We start from the raw sequence: 18776 nt of genomic DNA, 5'->3' as shown, positions 1-18776 counted from the left end.
TGTAGCCCTAAGACCACCGCCCGGATCCCGCTAAGCCGCCAGATCCCGCTCCTCGGCGCCCGCCCCCGCGCTCTCCTTCCGAGCGCCGGGGATCAGCGCCTCCTGCTCACCCGCCCGGGACCGCCCTCGCGCCCTGATCAGCCACCCGCCCCTGGACGACCGCTCGATCGCGGCCGTCAGCGGCGTCAGCAGCGCCGTGGCCAGTGGCGACAGCAGCAGCGCGACGGCGGTGCCGAGCGCGAAGCCGCCGACGACGTCGGTCGGGTAGTGCACACCCATGTAGACCCTGCAGAAACCTTCGAGCAGCGCCAGCCCGATACCGATGAGCCCGAACTTCCGGTTCGCGACGAAGAGCCCGACCCCCAGGGCCATGGCGATCGTCGCGTGATCACTCACGAACGAGTAGTCGGTCTTGCCGGTCACGAGGACGTCGAGTCCCTGGTGGTCGTTGAACGGCCGGGGCCGCTCGACGAACCCCCGTATCGGCACGTTCACCAGCACCGCGACGGCGGCGGCCAGCGGCGCCCACACCAGCGCGGCCACGGACGCGGCGGCGTCATCCTCGCCCCGCCGTCGCACGGACCACCAGCACCACACCACGAGGAGCACCAGGCCGAGCAGCAGCCCGTACTCACCGACGTACTCCATGACCCGGTCGAACCAGCGCGGTGCGTCCTTGGCCAGGCCATTGATGTCGTAGAGCAGCTCGACGTCGGGGTTCGACCCGGATGCTGCGAGTCCAGCCATGATGCCGCGGCCCCTTCATCGTCTCTCGGCGCATTGTGCGTACGCCGTTCCGCCCACCCCCGTGGTTGTAGATCCGGCTACGACACCAGGAACGCACGGCCCCTGTTGATACGTTCCACACTCCACTGAATGATCACGCAGACGTTATCGAAGAGAGACCCATCGCCGCAGCTCAGGGCGTGGGTTCACGCTCCGTCTACACGGTGGTGGGCAGCGCTTTCGCGCCATCTTCGGTCACCCGGGTGGCCCCGAAGTAGTCGGGGGTGTCGATCGGGTCGAACCGGATCACAGCACCCGTTCTCGGCGCGTCGATCATGTACCCGCCACCGACATAAATCCCCACATGCCGGATGGCCCGGGAGTTGTCGAGGTCGTCCGAGAAGAACACCAGATCCCCGGGCAGCAGCTCCGCCCTGTCCGGATGCGGCCCGGCGTTCCACTGGTCGTTGGCCACGCGGGGCAGCGTTATCCCGACACTCTCGTACGCGGCCTGCGTCAACCCCGAACAGTCGAACCGCCCACCGTCCGCGGCGGAACCCTCCCCGCCCCATAGGTAGGGCGTGCCCAGCTTCTTCTGCGCGTAGTAGATGGCGCCGGCGGCCTGCTTGCTGGGATCCACCCGGTTGACGGGCGCGGCGAAGCTCTCCTGAAGCGTCGTGATCGTCTTCACGTAGTTCTGGGTCTCCTTGTACGGCGGTACGCCCCCGTACTTGATGACCGCGTACGCCCCCGCGTTGTACGACGCGAGCATGTTCCTCGTCGGGTCGCCGGGTACGTCCTTCACATACGAGGCGAGCTTGCAGTCGTACGAGGCGGCCGACGGGATCGCGTCCTTGGGATCCCATACGTCACGGTCGCCGTCGCCGTCGCCGTCGATCCCGTGCGTGGCCCAGGTCCCCGGGATGAACTGCGCGATGCCCTGCGCGGCCGCCTGACTCCGGGCCTTCGGGTTGAAGCCGCTCTCCTGGTACAGCTGGGCGGCGAGGAGCGCGGGGTTGATGGCGGAGCACAGGTTGCCCCACTTGCGCACGATGTCCGCGTAGGCGGCCGGCACGGCCCCCTTGGCCAGCGCCTTGGACGCGCCGCCCATACCGCCCGCGAGGTTCCCGGCGACGATGTAGACCCCGATGACGAGCAGCATCACGAAGCTGAGCCCCACCGCAAGGGCGGCACCCGCCACGATCCATGCCTTACGCACCGTCAACCGCCCCTCACCCACCGGGAGTCCGCCCGCGCCAGTCTAGGAGCTTCCCACATGAGACTCCTCGCAACCGGCGCTCTCGCGGTACAGGGCGGCCGCCTCCCCCCGGAACACCACGCTGTACGACACGTCCGCCGTCGTCCCGCCGTTGTCGTGCCCGCCGAGCACACCCACCACCTGCCCGTTCCCGTTCACCCACGGACTGCCGCTCGTACCGCCGCCGAAGCCGGGGCAGGAGACACGTTGTTGCATATGGGTGTGCGGGCGGGGCTTGTTGGTGCAACTTATCGGCTCCTCACGGGAGTTGAGGTATCCGAAGAGAGTGACCGCCGTAGCCCCCGTGGCCGTGCCGTCGGCGAACCGGTATCCGCCGACGACGTCCTCGACGCCCTGCCCGCCCTGCCGGTCCACCACCGCGAACGCCACGTCGCTGTCCTCGTCCCGCCTCCCGGCGGCCCACCCGTCCGCCAGAAACCACTTCCGGATCCGCCACACCCCGTACGGCGCCACGCCGTCCCGGTAGCCGGGCGCGAAGACGAGCTCCTCCGTCTTTCCGTTCAGGCAGTGGGCGGCGGTGGCGACGAGGTCGTGGTGGCGGCTGTGCACGACGGACGCGGTGCAGAAGTGGCCACCGCGAAGGTGCGCACGGCGGTCGGCCGCGAACAGGGCCCCGGTCCGCACGCTCTGCGCGGTCGGCGCCGCGGCGACGGTCACCCCGAAGGGCCCCGTGCCGGCGTCGGCGGCCGCGGCGGAGGCCGAGGGGAGAGCGAGGAGGACGGCGGTGGCGTACAGATGCAGGCGTGAGGTGTGTTGTGTCGGGAGCATCGGGGCCACTCTGGCCGACGAAGGTGAGAGAAGCGTCAGATGACGGCTGGAGGACGTGTGACCGGACCAGTGCGGCACTGCCAGGGCTGCGGGCGCCCGATCGAGAGCGCCGGCGGCCCGGGGCGTACGGCCTCGTACTGCTCGCAGGCCTGCCGGCAGCGGGCGTATCGGGAGCGGCGGCGGCCGGGCGGCATCCCCGTCAGGGAGCTGGTGTCCGACATCGGGACCCGGCTGGCGCGGCTGCGTGTCGAACCCGCACTCGCCTTCCACGCCGACGTCGAGGCCCTGTCCACCCGGGTCGCCCAGCTGCGCCGACTCGCCCGCGAGGCACGGCAGGACGGTCGGGATGATGCCAGGGGCTCCGAAATCGTCACACCCGCCGACGTGACGAAATCCGGTGCGGACGCCGTCACCCACCTCATCGAGGCCCACCGCCGCGAACTGCGCGTCCACTGCTACCGCCTCCTCGGCTCGTACGACGAAGCCGAGGACCTCACCCAGGAGACGTTCCTGCGGGCCTGGCGGGCCCGCGAGAGCCTGAACGGCGTCGACAACCCGCGGGCATGGCTGTACAAGGTCGCCACGAACGCGTGCCTGGACTTCCTGCGCAAGCACAACCGGCGCCCCAGCACATACGAGCCCGTCCCCGGCATGGACTCCGGCGACGGCCCGCCACCCGCGCGGGTGCCATGGCTGCAGCCCTTCCCGGACGACCAGCTGCCCGACGCCCCCGCCTCCCCTCAGCGGCAGCCAGACGCCGAGACCGTGGCGAGCGAGACGCTGGAGCTCGTCTTCCTGACCGCCATCCAGCAGCTGCCGCCCCGGCAGCGCGCGGCCGTGATCCTGCGTGATGTGGCCGGTTGGTCGGCCCAGGAGACCGCCGATCTGCTGGACACGAGCGTGGCCTCGGCGAACAGCGCCGTGCAGCGGGGGCGTTCGGCCCTGCGGCAGGCGTTGCCGGGGCGGCGCGAGGACTGGTCGGCGGCCGAGCCCGGCGCCGAGGACCTCGCCCTGCTCCAGCGGTACATGGACGCGGCCGCCCGCGCCGACTTCGACGCCATGGCCGCGCTGGTGCGGGAGGACGTGGTGCTCACGATGCCGCCGAACCCGTTCTGGTTCACCTCGCGCGAGGCGATGGTCGCGTTCGTACGGCCCAGCCTGGACCCGGCGTCGCCGATGTTCGTCGGGCACTGGCGGCACCTTCCGGTGCGCGCCAACGGCCAGTTGGCGGTCGCGGGCTATCTCCAGCGGCCCGGGACCAGCGTGTTCCGGGCGCAGCTCATCGACGTGCTGCGGGTGACGGAGGGGCGGATCGCCGAGATCACGACCTTCGAACCGCACCTGTTCCCCGCGTTCGGACTCCCGATGACGCTGTGACGGCACCGCGAGGAGCGATGAGTCCGCCGCTCCGGCACGTCTCATGGGTGACGGGCGCACACGGCGCCCCCATCCAGGAGGCGAAGAACCATGCCGAGCAACTCCCTTCTCCAGAACAAGGTCGCGGTCGTCCACGGCGGTGCCGGTTCCCTCGGTGCCGGTGTCGCGAAGGCCTACGCGGACGCCGGCGCACGGGTCTTCCTCACCGGCCGCACGGAGGCCACGCTCGCGGAGGCCGCCGCCGAGGCCGGTGCCGAGTACGACGTGCTCGACCCGCGGGACGAGGAGGCCGTCGAGGCGCATGCGACGTCCGTCGTCGAGCGGGCGGGCCGGATCGACATCTCCGTGAACCTCGTGCCGCGCGGGGACTGGCACGGCGTACCGCTGACCGAGATGTCGGTCGAGGAGTACACGCGGCCGGTGGTGCAGGGCATCGCCTGCCAGTTCATCACCGCCCGTGCGGCGGCTCGTCGTATGGCCGCACAGGGCTCTGGCGTGATCCTCTCCCTGGACAGCGGGTCCGCCAACGGCAGCCCGATGATGGGCGGCACCGCCGCGGCCGACGGCGCGATCGACGCGCTGATCCGGCAGCTCGCGCAGGAGGTCGGACCGGCCGGGGTACGGGTCTGCGGGATCTGGACCGCCGGCGTCACCGACAGCCTCACCCCCGAGAAGCTGGCGTCCACGGGCGCCCCCGGCCTGGACGAGGCCGCGGTGGAGGGCATCCGCTCCCACCTGGACAGCCTGCGCATGACGAAGCGGTCACCGCGGATCGCTGACATCGCGGCGCTGGCGACGTTCCTGGCCTCCGACGCGGCCGCCGCCGTCACGGGCACGTGGATCAACGCGACGGCGGGCATGTTCGCCAGCTGACCTCACCGACGTTACCTGTGAGGTCATCGCCCTGCGCCCGCCCCGCCTGACACGATCCTCGGCAGAGGGACCGACCCCGACCGACAGGGAGGACACCATGACCGCCTACGCCATCGCCCACCTCCGGGACGCCGCCCCGCACCCGGAGATCGCCGAGTACATCGAGCGCATCACGGCCACCTTCGAGCCGTACGGCGGCCGCTTCCTGGTGCATGCCACCCCGCACGAGACGAAGGAGGGCAACTGGCCCGGCCACGTCGTGGTGATCGGCTTCCCGGACATCGCGCGGGCACGGGCCTGGTGGGACTCGCCCGCCTACCAGGAGATCGCGCCCCTGCGCTCACGGCACATCGAGGGCGACATCATCCTGGTCGAGGGCGTCCCGGACGGCTACGACCCGACGACCACGGCGAAGGCCTTGCGGGAGGCGTTGCCCGCCGAATAGCCCTCAGCACTGCCGGGAGTTCGTCACACGGTCAGCCCGGTCTCGCCCGACACACGGGAGAGCACGTCCTGCCGGATGTACCACTCCGTACCGAGGATCCCCGTCCGGACGTCCTCCGGGAAACCGGCGAGGAGGCCCGGTACGGCTCCTCGCTCCACCTCGGTGCGGTGGGCCAGTACGGCGGCCCACTTCCGCTCCAGCCAGGGGCGCACGTCCACGGTCGCGGTGATGCGCTCGTCCGGGACGGTGTTCATGCCCTTGCCCGCTCGGGCCAGTTCGCTGAGCGCGGCCAGGGCCGAGTGCGGGTGCGTGGCCAGGTAGAGGGTGCTCGGCTGCCAGGGGGTCCCGGTGTCTGGGTAGAGCCGTTCGAGGCCGGCCGCCTGGACGGCGAGCGTGGTCAGGCGGTGGGTGTGCACATGGTCGGGGTGCCCGGTCAGGCCGCCGTAGGCGTCGTGGGTGACGACGACCTCCGGGCGGAACCGCCGTATGTGGGCGACCAGTCGGCCCACCGCCTCGTCCAGCGGCGCGGCGCACAGGCGTGGGCTGCCCGGGGCGGAGTGCGGCACGCGGTCGTCGGCGTAGCCCAGCATCCTCGGTTCGCCGGCGCCCAAGATCCGCAGCGCCTCGGCGAGCTCGGCGCCACGCCGCGTGTCGGGGGCCCAGGTCGCCGTGACAACGGCGGTGCGCGCGCCGGCGGCCGCGTGCCGGGCCAGGACACCGCCCGAGAACAGGGACTCGTCGTCGGGGTGCGCGAACACCCCGAGCAGACTCGACATCGGCGTCGGCATCGATCGTCCACCTCCGCATACGGCCTACCCCTGAGTACGAGAACTCAGGCACGAGGTCATCCGGCACGGCAGACTGTGCCCCGCCCGGCCAACTGGCCGGTGAGCAAGCCGACTTCAGGGGGAACGATCGTGAGACGAACCAGCCGCGCCCTTGCCGTGACGGCACTCGTGGCCTGCGCGCTGACCGGTGCGGCAGCGGGCCCCGCCGCCGCGACCACCGATGTCCTGCTGCCCCACCCCGGTCCGGAGGGGCTGGTGTGGGTGGACGAGCGGACCGGAGACGGCGGACTCGTGTCCGGCGGCGCATGGGAGGGGCTGCCGACCGTGCTCACGGTGGCGTGCGAAGGGGGCGGCGAGGTGCGGGTGACGATGTCGCAGGAGACCGAGGTCGCCGCGTTCTCGGTCGACTGCCCGGCCGGAGAGGCCGGAGTCGGCTCGCTCGCCCTGGACCCCGGCGTGGTCCGCCCCGGCTCCTTCCACATCGCCGTCGACGCTTCCGCGGACGACATCCGGTGGGCACTGACGGTGACCCAGCCGGAGTCATGAGCCCGGAGTCGTGAGCCCGACCGGAGCCATAAGCCGTACCGGGCCGACGACGGAACACTTCAGCGCCCGGCCGCCACCCGGCCCCGGGCCCGACCGGACTCGGTGGCCATGGACCCGGCGTGGTCCTTCCCGGCTCCTTCCACATCGCCGTCGACGCTTCCGCGGACGATATCCGGTGGGCACTGACGGTGACCCAGCCGGAGTCATGAGCCCGGCGGAGCCATAAGCCGGGCCGGGCCGGACCGGCGACGGAACGCATCAGCGCCCAGCCCCCACCCCGGCGGAGCCATAGGCCGTGCCGGACCGACGGCGGAACACTTCAGCGCTCGGCCCCCACCCGGTCCCGGGCCCCGCCCCGCTCTCCAGCGTCCAACGCCCAGCTCACGCCCGTGAGTTCCTCCGACACCGTCCACAACCGCCGCGCGACCTCCACGTCACTCGCCGCGGCGCTCCGGCCCACCAGCGTCGGTCCGCCCCGCATCTCGCCCCACCCGTCGGGCCCGACATAGCTCGCGCCGGGAAGGTCCTGCGTGGCGGCGTACAGCGTCGGCAGCGCGCCCGCCCTGTCGTCCTGGGCGAAGAACCGGTTGCCGATCTTCATGAGTCCGCGCATCACCGGGTTGCCCGCGTGGCTCTGGAGGTTGGTGGCCGCATAGCCGGGGTGGGCCGCGAGGGCGCGCACCGAGGAACCGGCCTGCTCCAGCCGGCGCTGGAGTTCCAGCGTGAACAGCAGGTTCGCCAGCTTGGACTGCGCGTACGCGCGGTTCGGGTTGTAGCCGGAGGTGAAGTCGAGGTCCTCGAAGCGGATCCGCGCGTCGAACCAGCGATGAGCACCGGACGACAGCGTCACGACCCGGTCCGTGACATGGGGCAGGAGCAGGTTCGTCAGCGCGAAGTGCCCGAGATGGTTCGTGCCGAACTGCATCTCGAAGCCGTCCGCGGTCCGCTGCTCCGGCACCATCATCACGCCCGCGTTGTTGATCAGCAGATCCAGCGGCCGCCCCTGCCAGGCGTCCGCGAACTCCCGTACGGACGACAGATCCGCCAGGTCCAGGCGCCGCACCTCGGTGCTGCCGTGCACCGTCGCCGCCGCTGCCCGCCCGCGCTCCAGATCCCGTACGGCGAACACGACGTGCGCGCCCGCGCGGGCCAGCGCGTCGGCCGCGGTACGGCCGATGCCGCTGTTGGCGCCGGTGACGACGGCCGTGCGGCCGGTGAGGTCGGGGAGGCGGGTCGCGTCCCATGTCTTGGTCTTCGTGTTGTCAGCCATACAACCGAATGTAGGCGTCGCCAACAATGCTGTCAATGACAACAATGCTGACGACGCCAACAAAGATGGCAACGACAACATCAAGCTACGATGGTGCGCATGCCCGAGAGCCGCCCCTACCACCACGGAGACCTGCGCGCCGCCCTGCTCGCGGCAGCGGAACGCACCCTGCGCGACAAGGGCGTCGGAGCCCTCTCACTGCGCGAGCTGGCCCGCGACGTCGGCGTCAGCCACGCCGCCCCCGGCCGGCACTTCAAGGACAAGCAGGCCCTGCTCAACGCCCTGGCCCTGGCCGGGTACGAGCGGCTCAGCCGGGCACTGAACGCCGCCGACGACCCCGCGCTCCCACTGGAACCCCGGCTCACCACCCTCGCCCGCGCCTACCTCGGCTTCGCCATCGACAATGCCGAGCTCCTGGAGCTCATGTACGCCCGCAAGCACGACCCGGACGCCTCGGAGCAGATGGCCACGGCGGTCGAGCGGACGGTCGGCAGCCTCGAACACGTCCTCGCGGACGCCCAGAAACGAGGCGCGATCATCGAGGGCGACCCCGAGGAACTCAACCTCGTCACGGGCGCCGCACTCCACGGCATGGCCGCCTTCATCGCGGCCGGCTGGCTGACGCCGGAGGCGGCTCTGGCGGGCGTGGAGGGCTTGGTCCACCACCTGCTGCACGGCTTGAAGCCCCGCTGACGCGCCACGCGCCCCTGAGACAGGCTCAGCCCTCGAACACCCCCCGCAGCACACTCACAGCCTGCCCGATCGCAGCCTCTGCGGCCCGCGTCTCCCGCAACGCGTTCAGCATCACGAAGTCATGGATGATGCCCTGGTACCGCACCGCGGTGACCGGCACCCCGGCCTCCCGCAGCTTGTTCGCGTACGCCTCGCCCTCGTCCCGCAGCACATCCGCCTCGGCGGTGATGACGAGCGCCGGCGGCAGCCCGGCCAGCTGCTCCACACCGGCCCGCAGCGGCGACGCGGTGATCTGCGCCCGCTCGGCCTCGTCGGTCGTGTACTGGTCCCAGAACCACCGCATGGCGTCCCGCCGCAGGAAGTACCCCTCGGCGAACTGCCGGTAGGACCCGGTGTCGAACGACGCGTCGGTGACCGGGTAGAAGAGCACCTGCTGCACCAGCGGCACGTCCCCGCGCTCCTTGGCCATCAGGGTCAGCGCGGCCGCCATGTTGCCGCCGACCGAGTCGCCGGCCACGGCAATACGGCCGGTGTCCAGGCCGTTGCCCGCCCCCTCGCGGACGATCCAGCGCGCGACGGCGTAGTTCTGCTCGACGGCGACCGGGTAGCGCGCCTCGGGCGAGAGGTCGTACTCGGGGAAGACGACCGCGGCACCGGTGCCGACGGCGAGCTCGCGCACTAGCCGGTCGTGGGTGTGGGCGTTGCCGAAGACCCAGCCCGCGCCATGGATGTAGATGATCACCGGGAGCGTCCCGGTGGCCCCGGCCGGCCGGACGACGCGAGCCCTGACCTCACCCGTCGGCCCGCCGGGCACGGTCACCCACTCCTCCTCGACGTCCGGCTTGGCGATCTCCCCGGACTGCACCTCGTCCACGGTTTTGCGCCCCTCGGCCGGCCCCAGGTCGAACAGGTACGGCGGGTTCGCGGTGGCCTCGGCGAAGGCCTGCGCGGCGGGCTCCAGGACAGGGCGGACCGGGGTGGTGGTGTCGACGTCGATGTCGATGCCGATGTCGGTCATGGCGATCTCCTCGGATCGGGTGCCGCACACCCCGCACACGCGGGCAGGCCACCCGGCTGGTCTCGCCGGGTTCGGCGGCACACGAAGAAAATAGCGCGCAACTTAGTCGCGCACAACTGATTAGTGCTCGATGAGTTAGCTCTCGATAGAATCCGGACACCCCCCGAAGAACCAGGAGCCCCTCATGACCCCAGCCGCCGAACCGCCGCCCCCGAGAGGCTCCCTCCTCCTCGACGACCAGCTCTGCTTCGCGCTCTACGCCGCCTCCCGCGCCGTGACCGCGCGCTACCGCCCGCTCCTCGAAGAGCTGGGCCTGACCTACCCGCAGTACCTGGTCATGCTGACCCTCTGGGAACAGGACGCGATCTCCGTACGCGACCTGGGCACCGCACTCCAGCTGGAATCCAGCACCCTGTCACCGCTGCTCAAACGCCTCGAAGCGGCCGGACTGCTGCGCCGTGAACGCCGCCCCGACGACGAGCGCTCGGTCGCCCTGCGCCTCACCGAGGCCGGCGCGGAACTCCGCGACCGCGCGACCAGGGTCCCGCTCGCCATCGGCGACGCGATGGGCCTGACCCCGCAGCAGGACGCCCTGGCCAAACAGCTACTGCGCCTGATCACGACGAACGTCGCCGAGGACCTGCACCGCTGACACTCCGTCACCAAGCCGCCTTCGAGCGGGCACCGCCCCCCGACGGCCCGGCACGCTCGCCCACGGGTTCGACAGCGCCCCAGCAACGGCCCGTTCACCATCCCGAGATAGCCTTCACCCGCAGAACACCGGCACGACCACTCACCCGACCGGCCGTCAGAAACGGCCCCCGGCGTGAAGAGGGCTAACGACGCAACCACACCACAGGTTCCGCTCAGGCCTCATTGCCCGGCGTGACCTGCCGTGATACACAGAGTGACCGTACGAGCTATTCGTACGAATCCCGCCTATCAATGACGTCAAGTCGACATACGACGGCAGCATTGTCGGCGAGAATGAGGTCTGACCTCTGCGCACCGCAGGGGACTGCGGAACTACCCAACAGGGGCGGTGACTTACATGCTGTTTGCGGCCGACAAGGGCGACATCAACACCATCATCGGCGGGATCGCTCCGGACTGGGGCCCCTTCGGCAGCCTGGGCAACGAGGCGAAGGTGATGATCGAGGTCGTGATGGCCGTTGCCATCCTGCTCTGCCTCGGCATCGCCATCTGGGGCGCGGCCAAACAGCGCATCGGCGCGACGGCGTTGCGCGACACCTTCAGTGCCGAGCAGGGCAAAGGCCTGATCATCGCCGGCCTGACGGGTGTCTTCATCATCGGCTCGCTGGGCACGCTGTTCACCATCGTGTACGGCATGGCGGTCTAGCCGCCTCCCTCTCCTCCGTCCGCTCCGGGCACGCCCGGTCCCCCCCAGTCCCCCACCCACCCGTCGTGCCCACCGGCTGAGGTTGCGTTTCCCTGATGTCGAGTCACCACACCGCGCCCACGCGGGAACCAGCACGGCTACCGTCGTACTCCAACGTGTTTCTGTCCGACGTCGAGGGGGCGTACGCGGCATGAGTCTCGGAGACGAACGGGAGTCCTCCGGCGGGTACGGAGGCACCGGTCAGACCCGCACGCGGCTGCCCGAGAGCAGCGGTGACGTATACGGCGGCGCGCGGCGAGGCGGCCGCTCGTCGTCCCGGAGCCTGGTCACCGTCGTCGGCGTAGTGGTCCTCCTCATCGCCGCGATCGCCTTCGCGAACCGCGGAGGAGACGACTCCGGTTCCAAGAGCGGCGACGAAAACCAGCCGAAATCCTCAACGACAGCAGCGACCGGGACCCGCCCGGTGGACGGCAAGGCGGCGGGGATTCCCGGGGGGTTCGCGCGGGATGAGCAGGGGGCGGAGAGCGCGGCGGCGAATTATGCGGTGACGCTGGTCTCGGCCGACATCCTCCAGCCGGACCGCCGAGCGGAGATCGTCCAGCAGGTCTTCGTCGCCGACAAGCAGGCCGAGCTCGCGGCCAAGTTCGACAAGGCGTACTCCAAGGAGTTCTTGAGCAGCATCGGCCTGGACGAGAACGGCAACGCGGCGGCAGGCAACACCTACGTCTCACGCACCGTGCCGATCGGTACCAAGGTCACGAGCCACGCGGCCTCCGCGGCGACCGTCGAGGTGTGGTGCACCGGCGTGTTCGGCATGGCCGGGGAGAGCGCGACCAATCCGGCCAGCAGCGACTGGTTCACCATGACGCTCCAGCTTCGCTGGGCAAACAGCGACTGGAAGGTCGAGAGCTTCTCCCAGAAGGACGGCCCCGCACCCGTCCCCGGAGACACCAAGGCGTCCAGCGCCGACGAGATGGCCAAGGCAGTCGAGGAGTACGGAGGGTTCACGTATGCCCGATAACCCGCGCCGCGTACTCAAGGTCGCCGCCGCCCTCACCGCCGTACAGACCACGGTCGTACTGCTGGCCACGCGTGCCGCCGCCGCACCCACCCCGTCACCGACCCCGTCGGGTGACAACTGCGACCTCATCGTCGGCCCCGCCAAGGACTACTGCGAACAAGACAACGGCGGCTCCGGCCGCACCGGCGGCGGCCGCTCCCTCACCGACCCCACCTCCGCCCTCGACCCCCTCTCCTCCCTCGCCAAGGGCTGCGCCGACGCCGCCTCCTGGACCGTCAAGCAGCTCAGCGAGGCGGTGAAGGAGACCGCGAACGTCGACTTCACGAACGCCAAGTTCCTCCAGCAGTACGCAGTCGTCTTCGCGGCGTCGACGATCCTCACGCTCCTCCTGTGGCTGCTGGCCGTCGCCAAGCGAGCCGTCCGCGGCGTCCCCCTCACCACGGCCATCAGCGAAGCGATCGGCTTCCTCTGGCTGACGGTGCTCGCCTCCGCGTTCACCCCGCTGATCCTCTACACGGTCGTATCCGCCACCGACGGCGTCACAGACGTCCTGGCCAAAACCACGGGCGACCAGACGGACACCTTCTTCGGCACCTTCGCCGGCGCCCTGGAGAAGGGCGAGGACATCGGCGGCGGCCCGATCATGCTGATCGTCGTCTCGCTGGTCAGCATCCTCGCCGCCGGCATCCTCTGGCTGGAGCTCGTCATCCGCGCCGCCCTGCTCTACGTCGGCGCCCTGCTCGGCACCGTCGTCTACGCCGGCCTGGTCGACAAGAACCTCTGGGGCCATGTCCGCCGCTGGGCCGGCATCATGATCGCCGTCATCCTGGTGAAGCCGGTCATCGTGATAGTCCTCGGCCTGGCCGGCGCGCTGTCCGCCGACGACGGCCCGAACGCCTTCTCGGCGGTCGTCTCCGGCCTCGCCATCATCCTGCTCGCCATCTTCGCGAGCGCGATGATCTACCGCTTCGTCCCGGGCTTCGGCGACGAGATCGCCGGCTCCCGCAACAACCGCATCATGAGCGGCGCCGAGAGCAAGGCCGCCGCCGTCATCAGCTCCCCGGCGACCCTCGTCGCCCAGGGCATCAAGACACACAGCTCCCGCGCCGACAACAACGGCGGCGGAGGCCAGTCGAGCTCCCCCCGCCCCTCGAACCCCGCCTCCGGCGGCGTCGCCGCACACAGCGCGCGCGCCTCGAACGCAGGCGGCGGATCCGTCCCCACCGCCGCACCCGCACCCCGCTCGAGCAGCCCGGTGAACACCCCGCACGCCAGCAACACCCGCAACAGCAACCGTTCAGGAGGTGACGGGCGTTGACGACGCAGTCCCACGTGTCCCATCCGGTCACGCCCCGCCGTACATATCTGATCGGCCGTGCCCGGCCGAACGCCATCGTCGGACGCAACCGCGAGACCGGCGAGATCGCGCTGATCATCGCGGGCGCGTTCCTCGGCATGATGTGCGGACTCCTCGTGCCCGTCCTGTCCCTGCGCATCGTGCTGCTGACGGGCTTCCCGATGGTCGCGCTGGCCGCGGTCTACGTGCCGTACAAGCACCGGACCCTCTACAAGTGGTTCGAGATCAACCGCAGCTACAAGCGCACCCTCCGCCAGGGCACCACATACCGTTCCGGCGTCATGGAGGCCGGCACCGGCATCGACGGGCGCGAGATCGAGATCGGGCCCCCGCCCGGCATCGGCCGCATCTCCTGGCTCGCCGCCCCGTTCGGGCCCGACGAGATCGCCGTACTGCTGCACGCGGACCGCAGAACCGTCACCGCCGCGATCGAGATCGAGGGTCCCGGCGTCGGTCTGCGCGACTCCGAGGACCAGGAAGCCCTCGTCGACCGCTTCGGCACCCTGCTGAAGCACGTCGCCAACGGGGACGGCTTCGTGACCCGCCTGCAGATGCTCGCGCGCACCCTGCCCGCCGACCCGGACGCACACGCCAAGGACGTCGCCGTACGCGGCGACGAGCGCGCCCCGGCCTGGCTGCAGCAGTCGTACGACCAACTCCAGTCCATGGTGTCGACGAGCAGCGAGCAGCACCGCGCGTACCTCGTCGCCTGCATGCACTACACCCGCGAACTGGCCGCCGAGGCCATCGCGATGGCCCGCGCTGCCCGTCCGCACGGCGGCAAGGCCGACCGGGACTCGGGCCTCGCGGTGGTCATGGCCCGCGAGCTCACCGACATCTGCTCGCGCCTCCAGGAGGCGGACATCCGTGTCCGCCAGCCCCTGGGGCAGGGCCGGCTGGCCTCCCTCATCCACTCCATGTACGACCCGGACCACCCGATCGACCACATCCAGGCGATGACGAAGCGCAATGCCTGGCCGGCCGAGCTGGACGCGATGGAGCCGACGTTCCTCCAGGCGAAGACCCGGGAGTCCTCCACCCGCGCCCCCTGGTGCCACGCCACCGCCTGGGTGAAGGAGTGGCCGATGACCCCGGTGGGCGTCAACTTCCTCGCGCCCCTGCTCGTCCACACCCCGGACGTCATCCGCACGGTCGCCGTCACGATGGACCTCGAACCCACCGAGGTCGCCATCGAGCGCATGCTCACCGAGAAGACCAACGACGAGGCCGAGGCGAGCCGCGCCGCCAAGATGAACCGCACCGTCGACCCGCGCGACGTCGCCGCCCACACCCGCCTCGACCAGCGCGGAGAGGACCTCGCGAGCGGGGCCGCCGGGGTCAACCTGGTCGGCTACATCACCGTCTCCTCCCGCTCCCCCGAGGCCCTCGCACGCGACAAGCGGACCATCCGGGCGTCAGCCGGAAAGTCGTATCTGAAGCTGGAATGGTGCGACCGCGAGCACCACCGGGCATTCGTCAACACACTCCCCTTCGCCACCGGCATTCGGAGGTAGGACCTGATGCGGGACCCGCTGTCCGTCCTCACCGACGCCTTCACGTCCTTCCTGTTCGGGAAGGTCGAGACGACCCGGCTGCCGGTGCGCACGTCCACGGGCCAGGCCCAGGCGGTCTACCTCCCCACCGCCGCCCCCGGCCTCGGCGACTCGGGCGTCATCATCGGCCGCGAGGTGTACTCCGGAAAGGGCTACATCTACGACCCCTTCCAGCTCTACGGCCAGCAGCTCCCCGCCCCCCACTGGCTGGTCCTCGGCGAGTCCGGAAACGGCAAGTCCGCGCTCGAGAAGACGTATGTCCTACGTCAACTGCGCTTCCGCGACCGCCAGGTCGTCGTCCTCGACGCACAGGGCGAGGACGGGGTCGGCGAGTGGAACCTCATCGCGCAGGAGCTGGGGATAACTCCGATCCGCCTGGACCCGACGGCGGCGCTGGACCACGGCATCCGCCTCAACCCCCTGGACCCCGCGATCACGACCACGGGCCAGCTCGCGCTGCTGAGGACCATCATCGAGGTCGCTCTCGGGCACGGCCTGGACGAGCGGTCCGGCTTCGCGCTCAAGGTGGCGCACGCGTTCGTCAACGAGACGGTCGTCGAACGCCAGCCGGTGCTGACCGACATCGTCGAGCAGCTACGGCACCCCGAGCCGGAGTCGGCCGAGGCGATGAACGTCGCCATAGACGACGTACGGGCGTGGGGCCTGGACGTGGCGCTGGTGCTCGACCGGCTGGTCGACGGTGACCTGAGGGGCATGTTCGACGGCCCCACGACGGTCGGCATCGACCTCGACGCGCCCCTTATTGTGTTCGATTTGTCCCACATCGACCGCAACTCGATCGCCATGCCGATCCTGATGGCGATCGTCGGCGTATGGCTGGAACACACCTGGATCCGCCCCGACCGGAAGAAGCGCATCTTCCTGGTCGAGGAGGCCTGGCACATCATCAACAGCCCCTTCGTGGCCCAGCTCTTCCAGCGCCTGCTGAAGTTCGGCCGGCGCCTGGGTCTCTCGTTCGTGGCGGTGGTCCACCATCTCTCGGACGTCGTGGACGGCGCGGCGGCGAAGGAGGCCGCCGCGATCCTGAAGATGGCCTCGACCAGGACGATCTACGCCCAGAAGGCCGACGAGGCGAGAGCGACGGGCCGCGTCCTGGGACTCCCGCGCTGGGCGGTGGAGATCATCCCCAGCCTCACCCCCGGCATCGCGGTGTGGGACGTCAACGGCAATGTCCAGGTCGTCAAACACCTGATCACCGAGACCGAACGCCCCCTCGTCTTCACCGACCGCGCGATGACCGAGTCGTCCGCCGACCACGACCTGGCCGACGACGCCCTGCGCGCCGCCGAGCTGGAGGCGGAGGAGCGGGCCGCGGCCTTCGTGGAACAACACCTGGGCGACTCCGAATCGACGGTGGCGTAGGGAGGCAGCGTGAGACCGGACCGCGGCCAGGAGTACCGGGACCGCCGGGAACACCGGGACGGCCAGGGAGGCATCCCTGACGGCCTGCTGATCGGCATACTCGCCTTCCTCCTCGGCATGACCCTGCTGGTCTGGACGGCGACGGGCCTGGCGGCGTTGTTCACGCACGGCACCTGGCCGACCGGAGTCACGTTCGCCCGCACACCGCTCGCGATGCGCTCCCTGATCGCCGAGCCCCACGACATCCAGGGAGCCTGGCCGGAGACCCCGGCCGGGCAGCTGTCCGGCTACGGCCTGTTCTGGGGCCTGTTCATCGGCCAGCTGATGGTCCTCGTCGTGCTGACAGTGTTCGTGCTGGGGACGGTGGCACGGTGGCGGGCGGTCAGGGCGGGACGGCGCGCGGGGAAGGCGGACGGTGCGGCAGATCCGGGGTCCGCGGACCCCGAGCCGCTTCCCGCGCCGGTGGAACGCGCGGTACCGGTACGAGCCGAAGTACCGGCGCCACGGAAGGAGTCGGAGCCGACGGGCGACTGGCGGGGTGCGCAGCCGGAGCCGGAGCCGGCAGAGGCACGGGACGGTCGATATCAGCCGCAGGAAGCGACGATGCCGGCCGCTGCCGAGCCCCCCACCCCTCCGCTCGCCGAACCGGTCGGCAGACGCGAAGGAATCCTCGTAGCCCCCAAGGAAGACCGCCGGCAAACCGCCACCCAGGCAGTACGCGACGCGGAGGGCCCCACCCTCGTGGTCACGTCGAACCCCGCCGTCTGGCAGGACACCAAAGACGCCCGCGGAAAACTGGGCCCGGTCCTCCTCTACGACCCCACCCACCTCTGCGACACCCCGGCCCGCCTCCACTGGTCACCCACAACGGCCTGTGAGGACAAGGAAACGGCGGCGACCAGGGCGAGCGCGCTGCTGACCCCGGTCCGTCCCACCTCCCGCCTCGACCAAGCGGTCAGCGACACGGCCGAAACGCTCCTGCGCAGCTACCTCCACGCCGCCGCCATCGACGGCCGCACCATCCGCCATGTCCACCGCTGGTCCCAGGGCACCCAGATCCAGGACGCCGTACGTATCCTCCGTACCAGCCCCAAGGCGGCCCCGGGCTCGGCCGGCGAACTCGAAGCGGCCCTCACGGCCCACCCCGAACGCCGCGACATGGCTCAGGAGTTGACCACCAGGGCGCTCTCCGCGCTCTCCATGGTCAACATCCGGGAGTCCTGCACTCCAAACCGAACCGATGCCCTCACCTTGGATTCCTTCGTCCATGAAGGGGGCACGCTTTATGTGGTGGGTGAATCCATCGAGGATCCCCGAGCCAACCCTGGCGCCATGCCACTCCTGACGGCCCTCGCCGCAAGCGTGGTCGAGCGCGGCCGGCGCATGGCCGAACGGTCATCCTCCGGTCGCCTCGACCCACCACTGACGCTCGTCCTGGACGACGTCGCCGCCGTGGCTCCGCTTCCCCAGTTGCCGGAGCTGCTGGCCACCGGAGCGGACCGGGGCATGCCGATCCTGGCCCTGCTCCGGTCCCGGGAACAGGCCCGCTCCCGCTGGCCGCACGACGAACTCCCGGTGTAGCGGGCCGGGTTCCCCACCGAACCCGCCCGTTTTCCGATTACGGCCGCTCGAGGACGAACTCCAGCTCCTTCTCCTCCGGCTTATCGGTCAACGGCACCACAAGACCGCTCGGCACGAATCCCATCCGTCGGTAGAACCGCTGAGCCCGCCCGTTCTCCTCGTGCACGATGAGCCGCACCCTCTCGGCGCCCCGCCCCCACGCCCACTCCAGGCCGGCGTCGAACAGCACCTCGGTCAGCCCACCGCCCCGCTCCTCGGGCCGCACGAACACACCGACGACATGCCCTTGTATCCGCTCCACCGCATACCCGGCCCAGTCGGTCGTCCCCGGCTCCTCGATCAGCACGGTCAACGTCCCGACCCACCGCCCGCCCGGCGCCTCGGCGATGATCTGCTGCGCCTTGTCAGCACCTTCACAGGCCCGAGCGGCCCGTCCCATCCAGAAGGAGTCGGGCTGGGCCAGGGCGTCCTCGTAGGTCTCCAGAAACGCGAGGTGCGCGACCGGGTCCTGAAGCGCCGCGAGCCGCAGCTCCTTCGTGGCGGGCCATTCATCCGCACGGATGGATCGGATCACGTAGTTCATACGCCCGAGCTTAAACGCAAAAAGGCCCACGCCAAATGGCGTGGGCCTTTTCCAAAAATCGTTCGGCGGTGTCCTACTCTCCCACAGGGTCCCCCCTGCAGTACCATCGGCGCTGTAAGGCTTAGCTTCCGGGTTCGGAATGTAACCGGGCGTTT

General features: G+C 70.4%; 19 protein-coding genes and 1 rRNA gene. 12 read left to right on the top strand and 8 right to left on the bottom strand.

The window, feature by feature from the left end; all coding sequences use genetic code 11:
* Window positions 1–30: 30 nt before the first annotated feature.
* The 3 genes from ACZ7NC_RS35155 to ACZ7NC_RS35145 all read right to left on the bottom strand — a co-directional run bounded on the left by ACZ7NC_RS35155 (window position 31) and on the right by ACZ7NC_RS35145 (window position 2773).
* The gene (locus ACZ7NC_RS35155) at window positions 31–747 is read right to left on the bottom strand and encodes a phosphatase PAP2 family protein (protein ID WP_471494416.1); all 717 of its coding nucleotides are present in this window, start codon (window positions 745–747) and stop codon (window positions 31–33) included.
* A gap of 196 nt (window positions 748–943) precedes the next feature.
* Complete coding sequence (locus tag ACZ7NC_RS35150; protein WP_471494414.1) at window positions 944–1951, bottom strand: C40 family peptidase; 1008 nt, start codon at window positions 1949–1951, stop codon at window positions 944–946.
* Window positions 1952–1987: 36 nt separating this feature from the next.
* Window positions 1988–2773, bottom strand: coding sequence for a trypsin-like serine peptidase (locus ACZ7NC_RS35145; RefSeq protein ID WP_471494412.1), 786 nt, complete (start codon window positions 2771–2773; stop codon window positions 1988–1990).
* A 57-nt stretch (window positions 2774–2830) separates the two neighbouring features.
* On the opposite strand from ACZ7NC_RS35145, the gene ACZ7NC_RS35140 reads away from it, so the two are divergent.
* From ACZ7NC_RS35140 to ACZ7NC_RS35130, 3 genes are all read left to right on the top strand, one after another.
* Entirely contained in the window at window positions 2831–4150 is a 1320-nt protein-coding gene (locus ACZ7NC_RS35140) for an RNA polymerase subunit sigma-70 (protein WP_471494410.1), read from the top strand.
* Between the two features lie 90 nt (window positions 4151–4240).
* Entirely contained in the window at window positions 4241–5023 is a 783-nt protein-coding gene (locus ACZ7NC_RS35135) for an SDR family NAD(P)-dependent oxidoreductase (RefSeq protein ID WP_471494408.1), read from the top strand.
* A gap of 97 nt (window positions 5024–5120) precedes the next feature.
* A complete protein-coding gene (locus ACZ7NC_RS35130; protein WP_471494406.1) occupies window positions 5121–5468 on the top strand; it encodes a DUF1330 domain-containing protein in 348 nt (115 codons plus the stop codon).
* 23 nt (window positions 5469–5491) lie between these two features.
* On the opposite strand, the gene ACZ7NC_RS35125 is transcribed toward ACZ7NC_RS35130, so the two are convergent.
* On the bottom strand, window positions 5492–6256 hold the full coding sequence (locus ACZ7NC_RS35125; RefSeq protein WP_471494404.1) for a PIG-L family deacetylase: 765 nt from the start codon (window positions 6254–6256) through the stop codon (window positions 5492–5494).
* Between the two features lie 129 nt (window positions 6257–6385).
* Here ACZ7NC_RS35125 and ACZ7NC_RS35120 point away from each other — a divergent pair, with 129 nt between their 5' ends.
* A complete protein-coding gene (locus ACZ7NC_RS35120; protein WP_471494402.1) occupies window positions 6386–6802 on the top strand; it encodes a hypothetical protein in 417 nt (138 codons plus the stop codon).
* A gap of 319 nt (window positions 6803–7121) precedes the next feature.
* Here ACZ7NC_RS35120 and ACZ7NC_RS35115 read toward each other — a convergent pair whose 3' ends face one another.
* Window positions 7122–8072, bottom strand: coding sequence for an oxidoreductase (locus ACZ7NC_RS35115; RefSeq protein ID WP_471494400.1), 951 nt, complete (start codon window positions 8070–8072; stop codon window positions 7122–7124).
* Between the two features lie 90 nt (window positions 8073–8162).
* On the opposite strand from ACZ7NC_RS35115, the gene ACZ7NC_RS35110 reads away from it, so the two are divergent.
* Window positions 8163–8765, top strand: coding sequence for a TetR/AcrR family transcriptional regulator (locus tag ACZ7NC_RS35110; protein ID WP_471494397.1), 603 nt, complete (start codon window positions 8163–8165; stop codon window positions 8763–8765).
* A gap of 25 nt (window positions 8766–8790) precedes the next feature.
* Here the strand turns inward: ACZ7NC_RS35110 and ACZ7NC_RS35105 are convergent, their stop codons facing one another.
* Complete coding sequence (locus ACZ7NC_RS35105) at window positions 8791–9783, bottom strand: alpha/beta hydrolase (RefSeq protein WP_471494395.1); 993 nt, start codon at window positions 9781–9783, stop codon at window positions 8791–8793.
* A gap of 184 nt (window positions 9784–9967) precedes the next feature.
* Here ACZ7NC_RS35105 and ACZ7NC_RS35100 point away from each other — a divergent pair, with 184 nt between their 5' ends.
* The 7 genes from ACZ7NC_RS35100 to ACZ7NC_RS35070 all read left to right on the top strand — a co-directional run bounded on the left by ACZ7NC_RS35100 (window position 9968) and on the right by ACZ7NC_RS35070 (window position 18038).
* On the top strand, window positions 9968–10435 hold the full coding sequence (locus ACZ7NC_RS35100) for a MarR family winged helix-turn-helix transcriptional regulator (RefSeq protein ID WP_471494393.1): 468 nt from the start codon (window positions 9968–9970) through the stop codon (window positions 10433–10435).
* 399 nt (window positions 10436–10834) lie between these two features.
* Window positions 10835–11143, top strand: coding sequence for a hypothetical protein (locus tag ACZ7NC_RS35095; protein ID WP_003991275.1), 309 nt, complete (start codon window positions 10835–10837; stop codon window positions 11141–11143).
* A 190-nt stretch (window positions 11144–11333) separates the two neighbouring features.
* A complete protein-coding gene (locus ACZ7NC_RS35090; RefSeq protein ID WP_471494391.1) occupies window positions 11334–12164 on the top strand; it encodes a DUF8175 domain-containg protein in 831 nt (276 codons plus the stop codon).
* Window positions 12154–13482, top strand: a complete 1329-nt coding sequence (locus ACZ7NC_RS35085; protein ID WP_471494389.1) for a hypothetical protein — start codon at window positions 12154–12156, stop codon at window positions 13480–13482. The genes ACZ7NC_RS35090 and ACZ7NC_RS35085 overlap by 11 nt, the downstream gene beginning before the upstream one ends.
* Window positions 13479–15035, top strand: coding sequence for an SCO6880 family protein (locus tag ACZ7NC_RS35080; protein ID WP_471494387.1), 1557 nt, complete (start codon window positions 13479–13481; stop codon window positions 15033–15035). Before ACZ7NC_RS35085 ends, ACZ7NC_RS35080 begins: the two co-directional genes overlap by 4 nt.
* A 6-nt stretch (window positions 15036–15041) precedes the next feature.
* Window positions 15042–16457 (top strand): ATP-binding protein, encoded by a 1416-nt coding sequence (locus ACZ7NC_RS35075; RefSeq protein ID WP_471494385.1) that lies wholly within the window; start codon window positions 15042–15044, stop codon window positions 16455–16457.
* Between the two features lie 9 nt (window positions 16458–16466).
* Window positions 16467–18038 carry a type IV secretory system conjugative DNA transfer family protein gene (locus tag ACZ7NC_RS35070; protein WP_471494382.1) on the top strand — a complete coding sequence of 524 codons (1572 nt, stop codon included), beginning with the start codon at window positions 16467–16469 and terminating at the stop codon, window positions 18036–18038.
* A 37-nt stretch (window positions 18039–18075) separates the two neighbouring features.
* On the opposite strand, the gene ACZ7NC_RS35065 is transcribed toward ACZ7NC_RS35070, so the two are convergent.
* Window positions 18076–18621 (bottom strand): GNAT family N-acetyltransferase, encoded by a 546-nt coding sequence (locus tag ACZ7NC_RS35065; RefSeq protein ID WP_471494380.1) that lies wholly within the window; start codon window positions 18619–18621, stop codon window positions 18076–18078.
* Between the two features lie 60 nt (window positions 18622–18681).
* Window positions 18682–18776: ribosomal RNA gene (rrf, locus tag ACZ7NC_RS35060) — 5S ribosomal RNA — on the bottom strand; the annotation flags it as partial.

The sequence above is a fragment of the Streptomyces sp. NPDC111802 genome, assembly GCF_055634335.1.
This window is presented reverse-complemented; position numbering and strand designations above follow the sequence as displayed.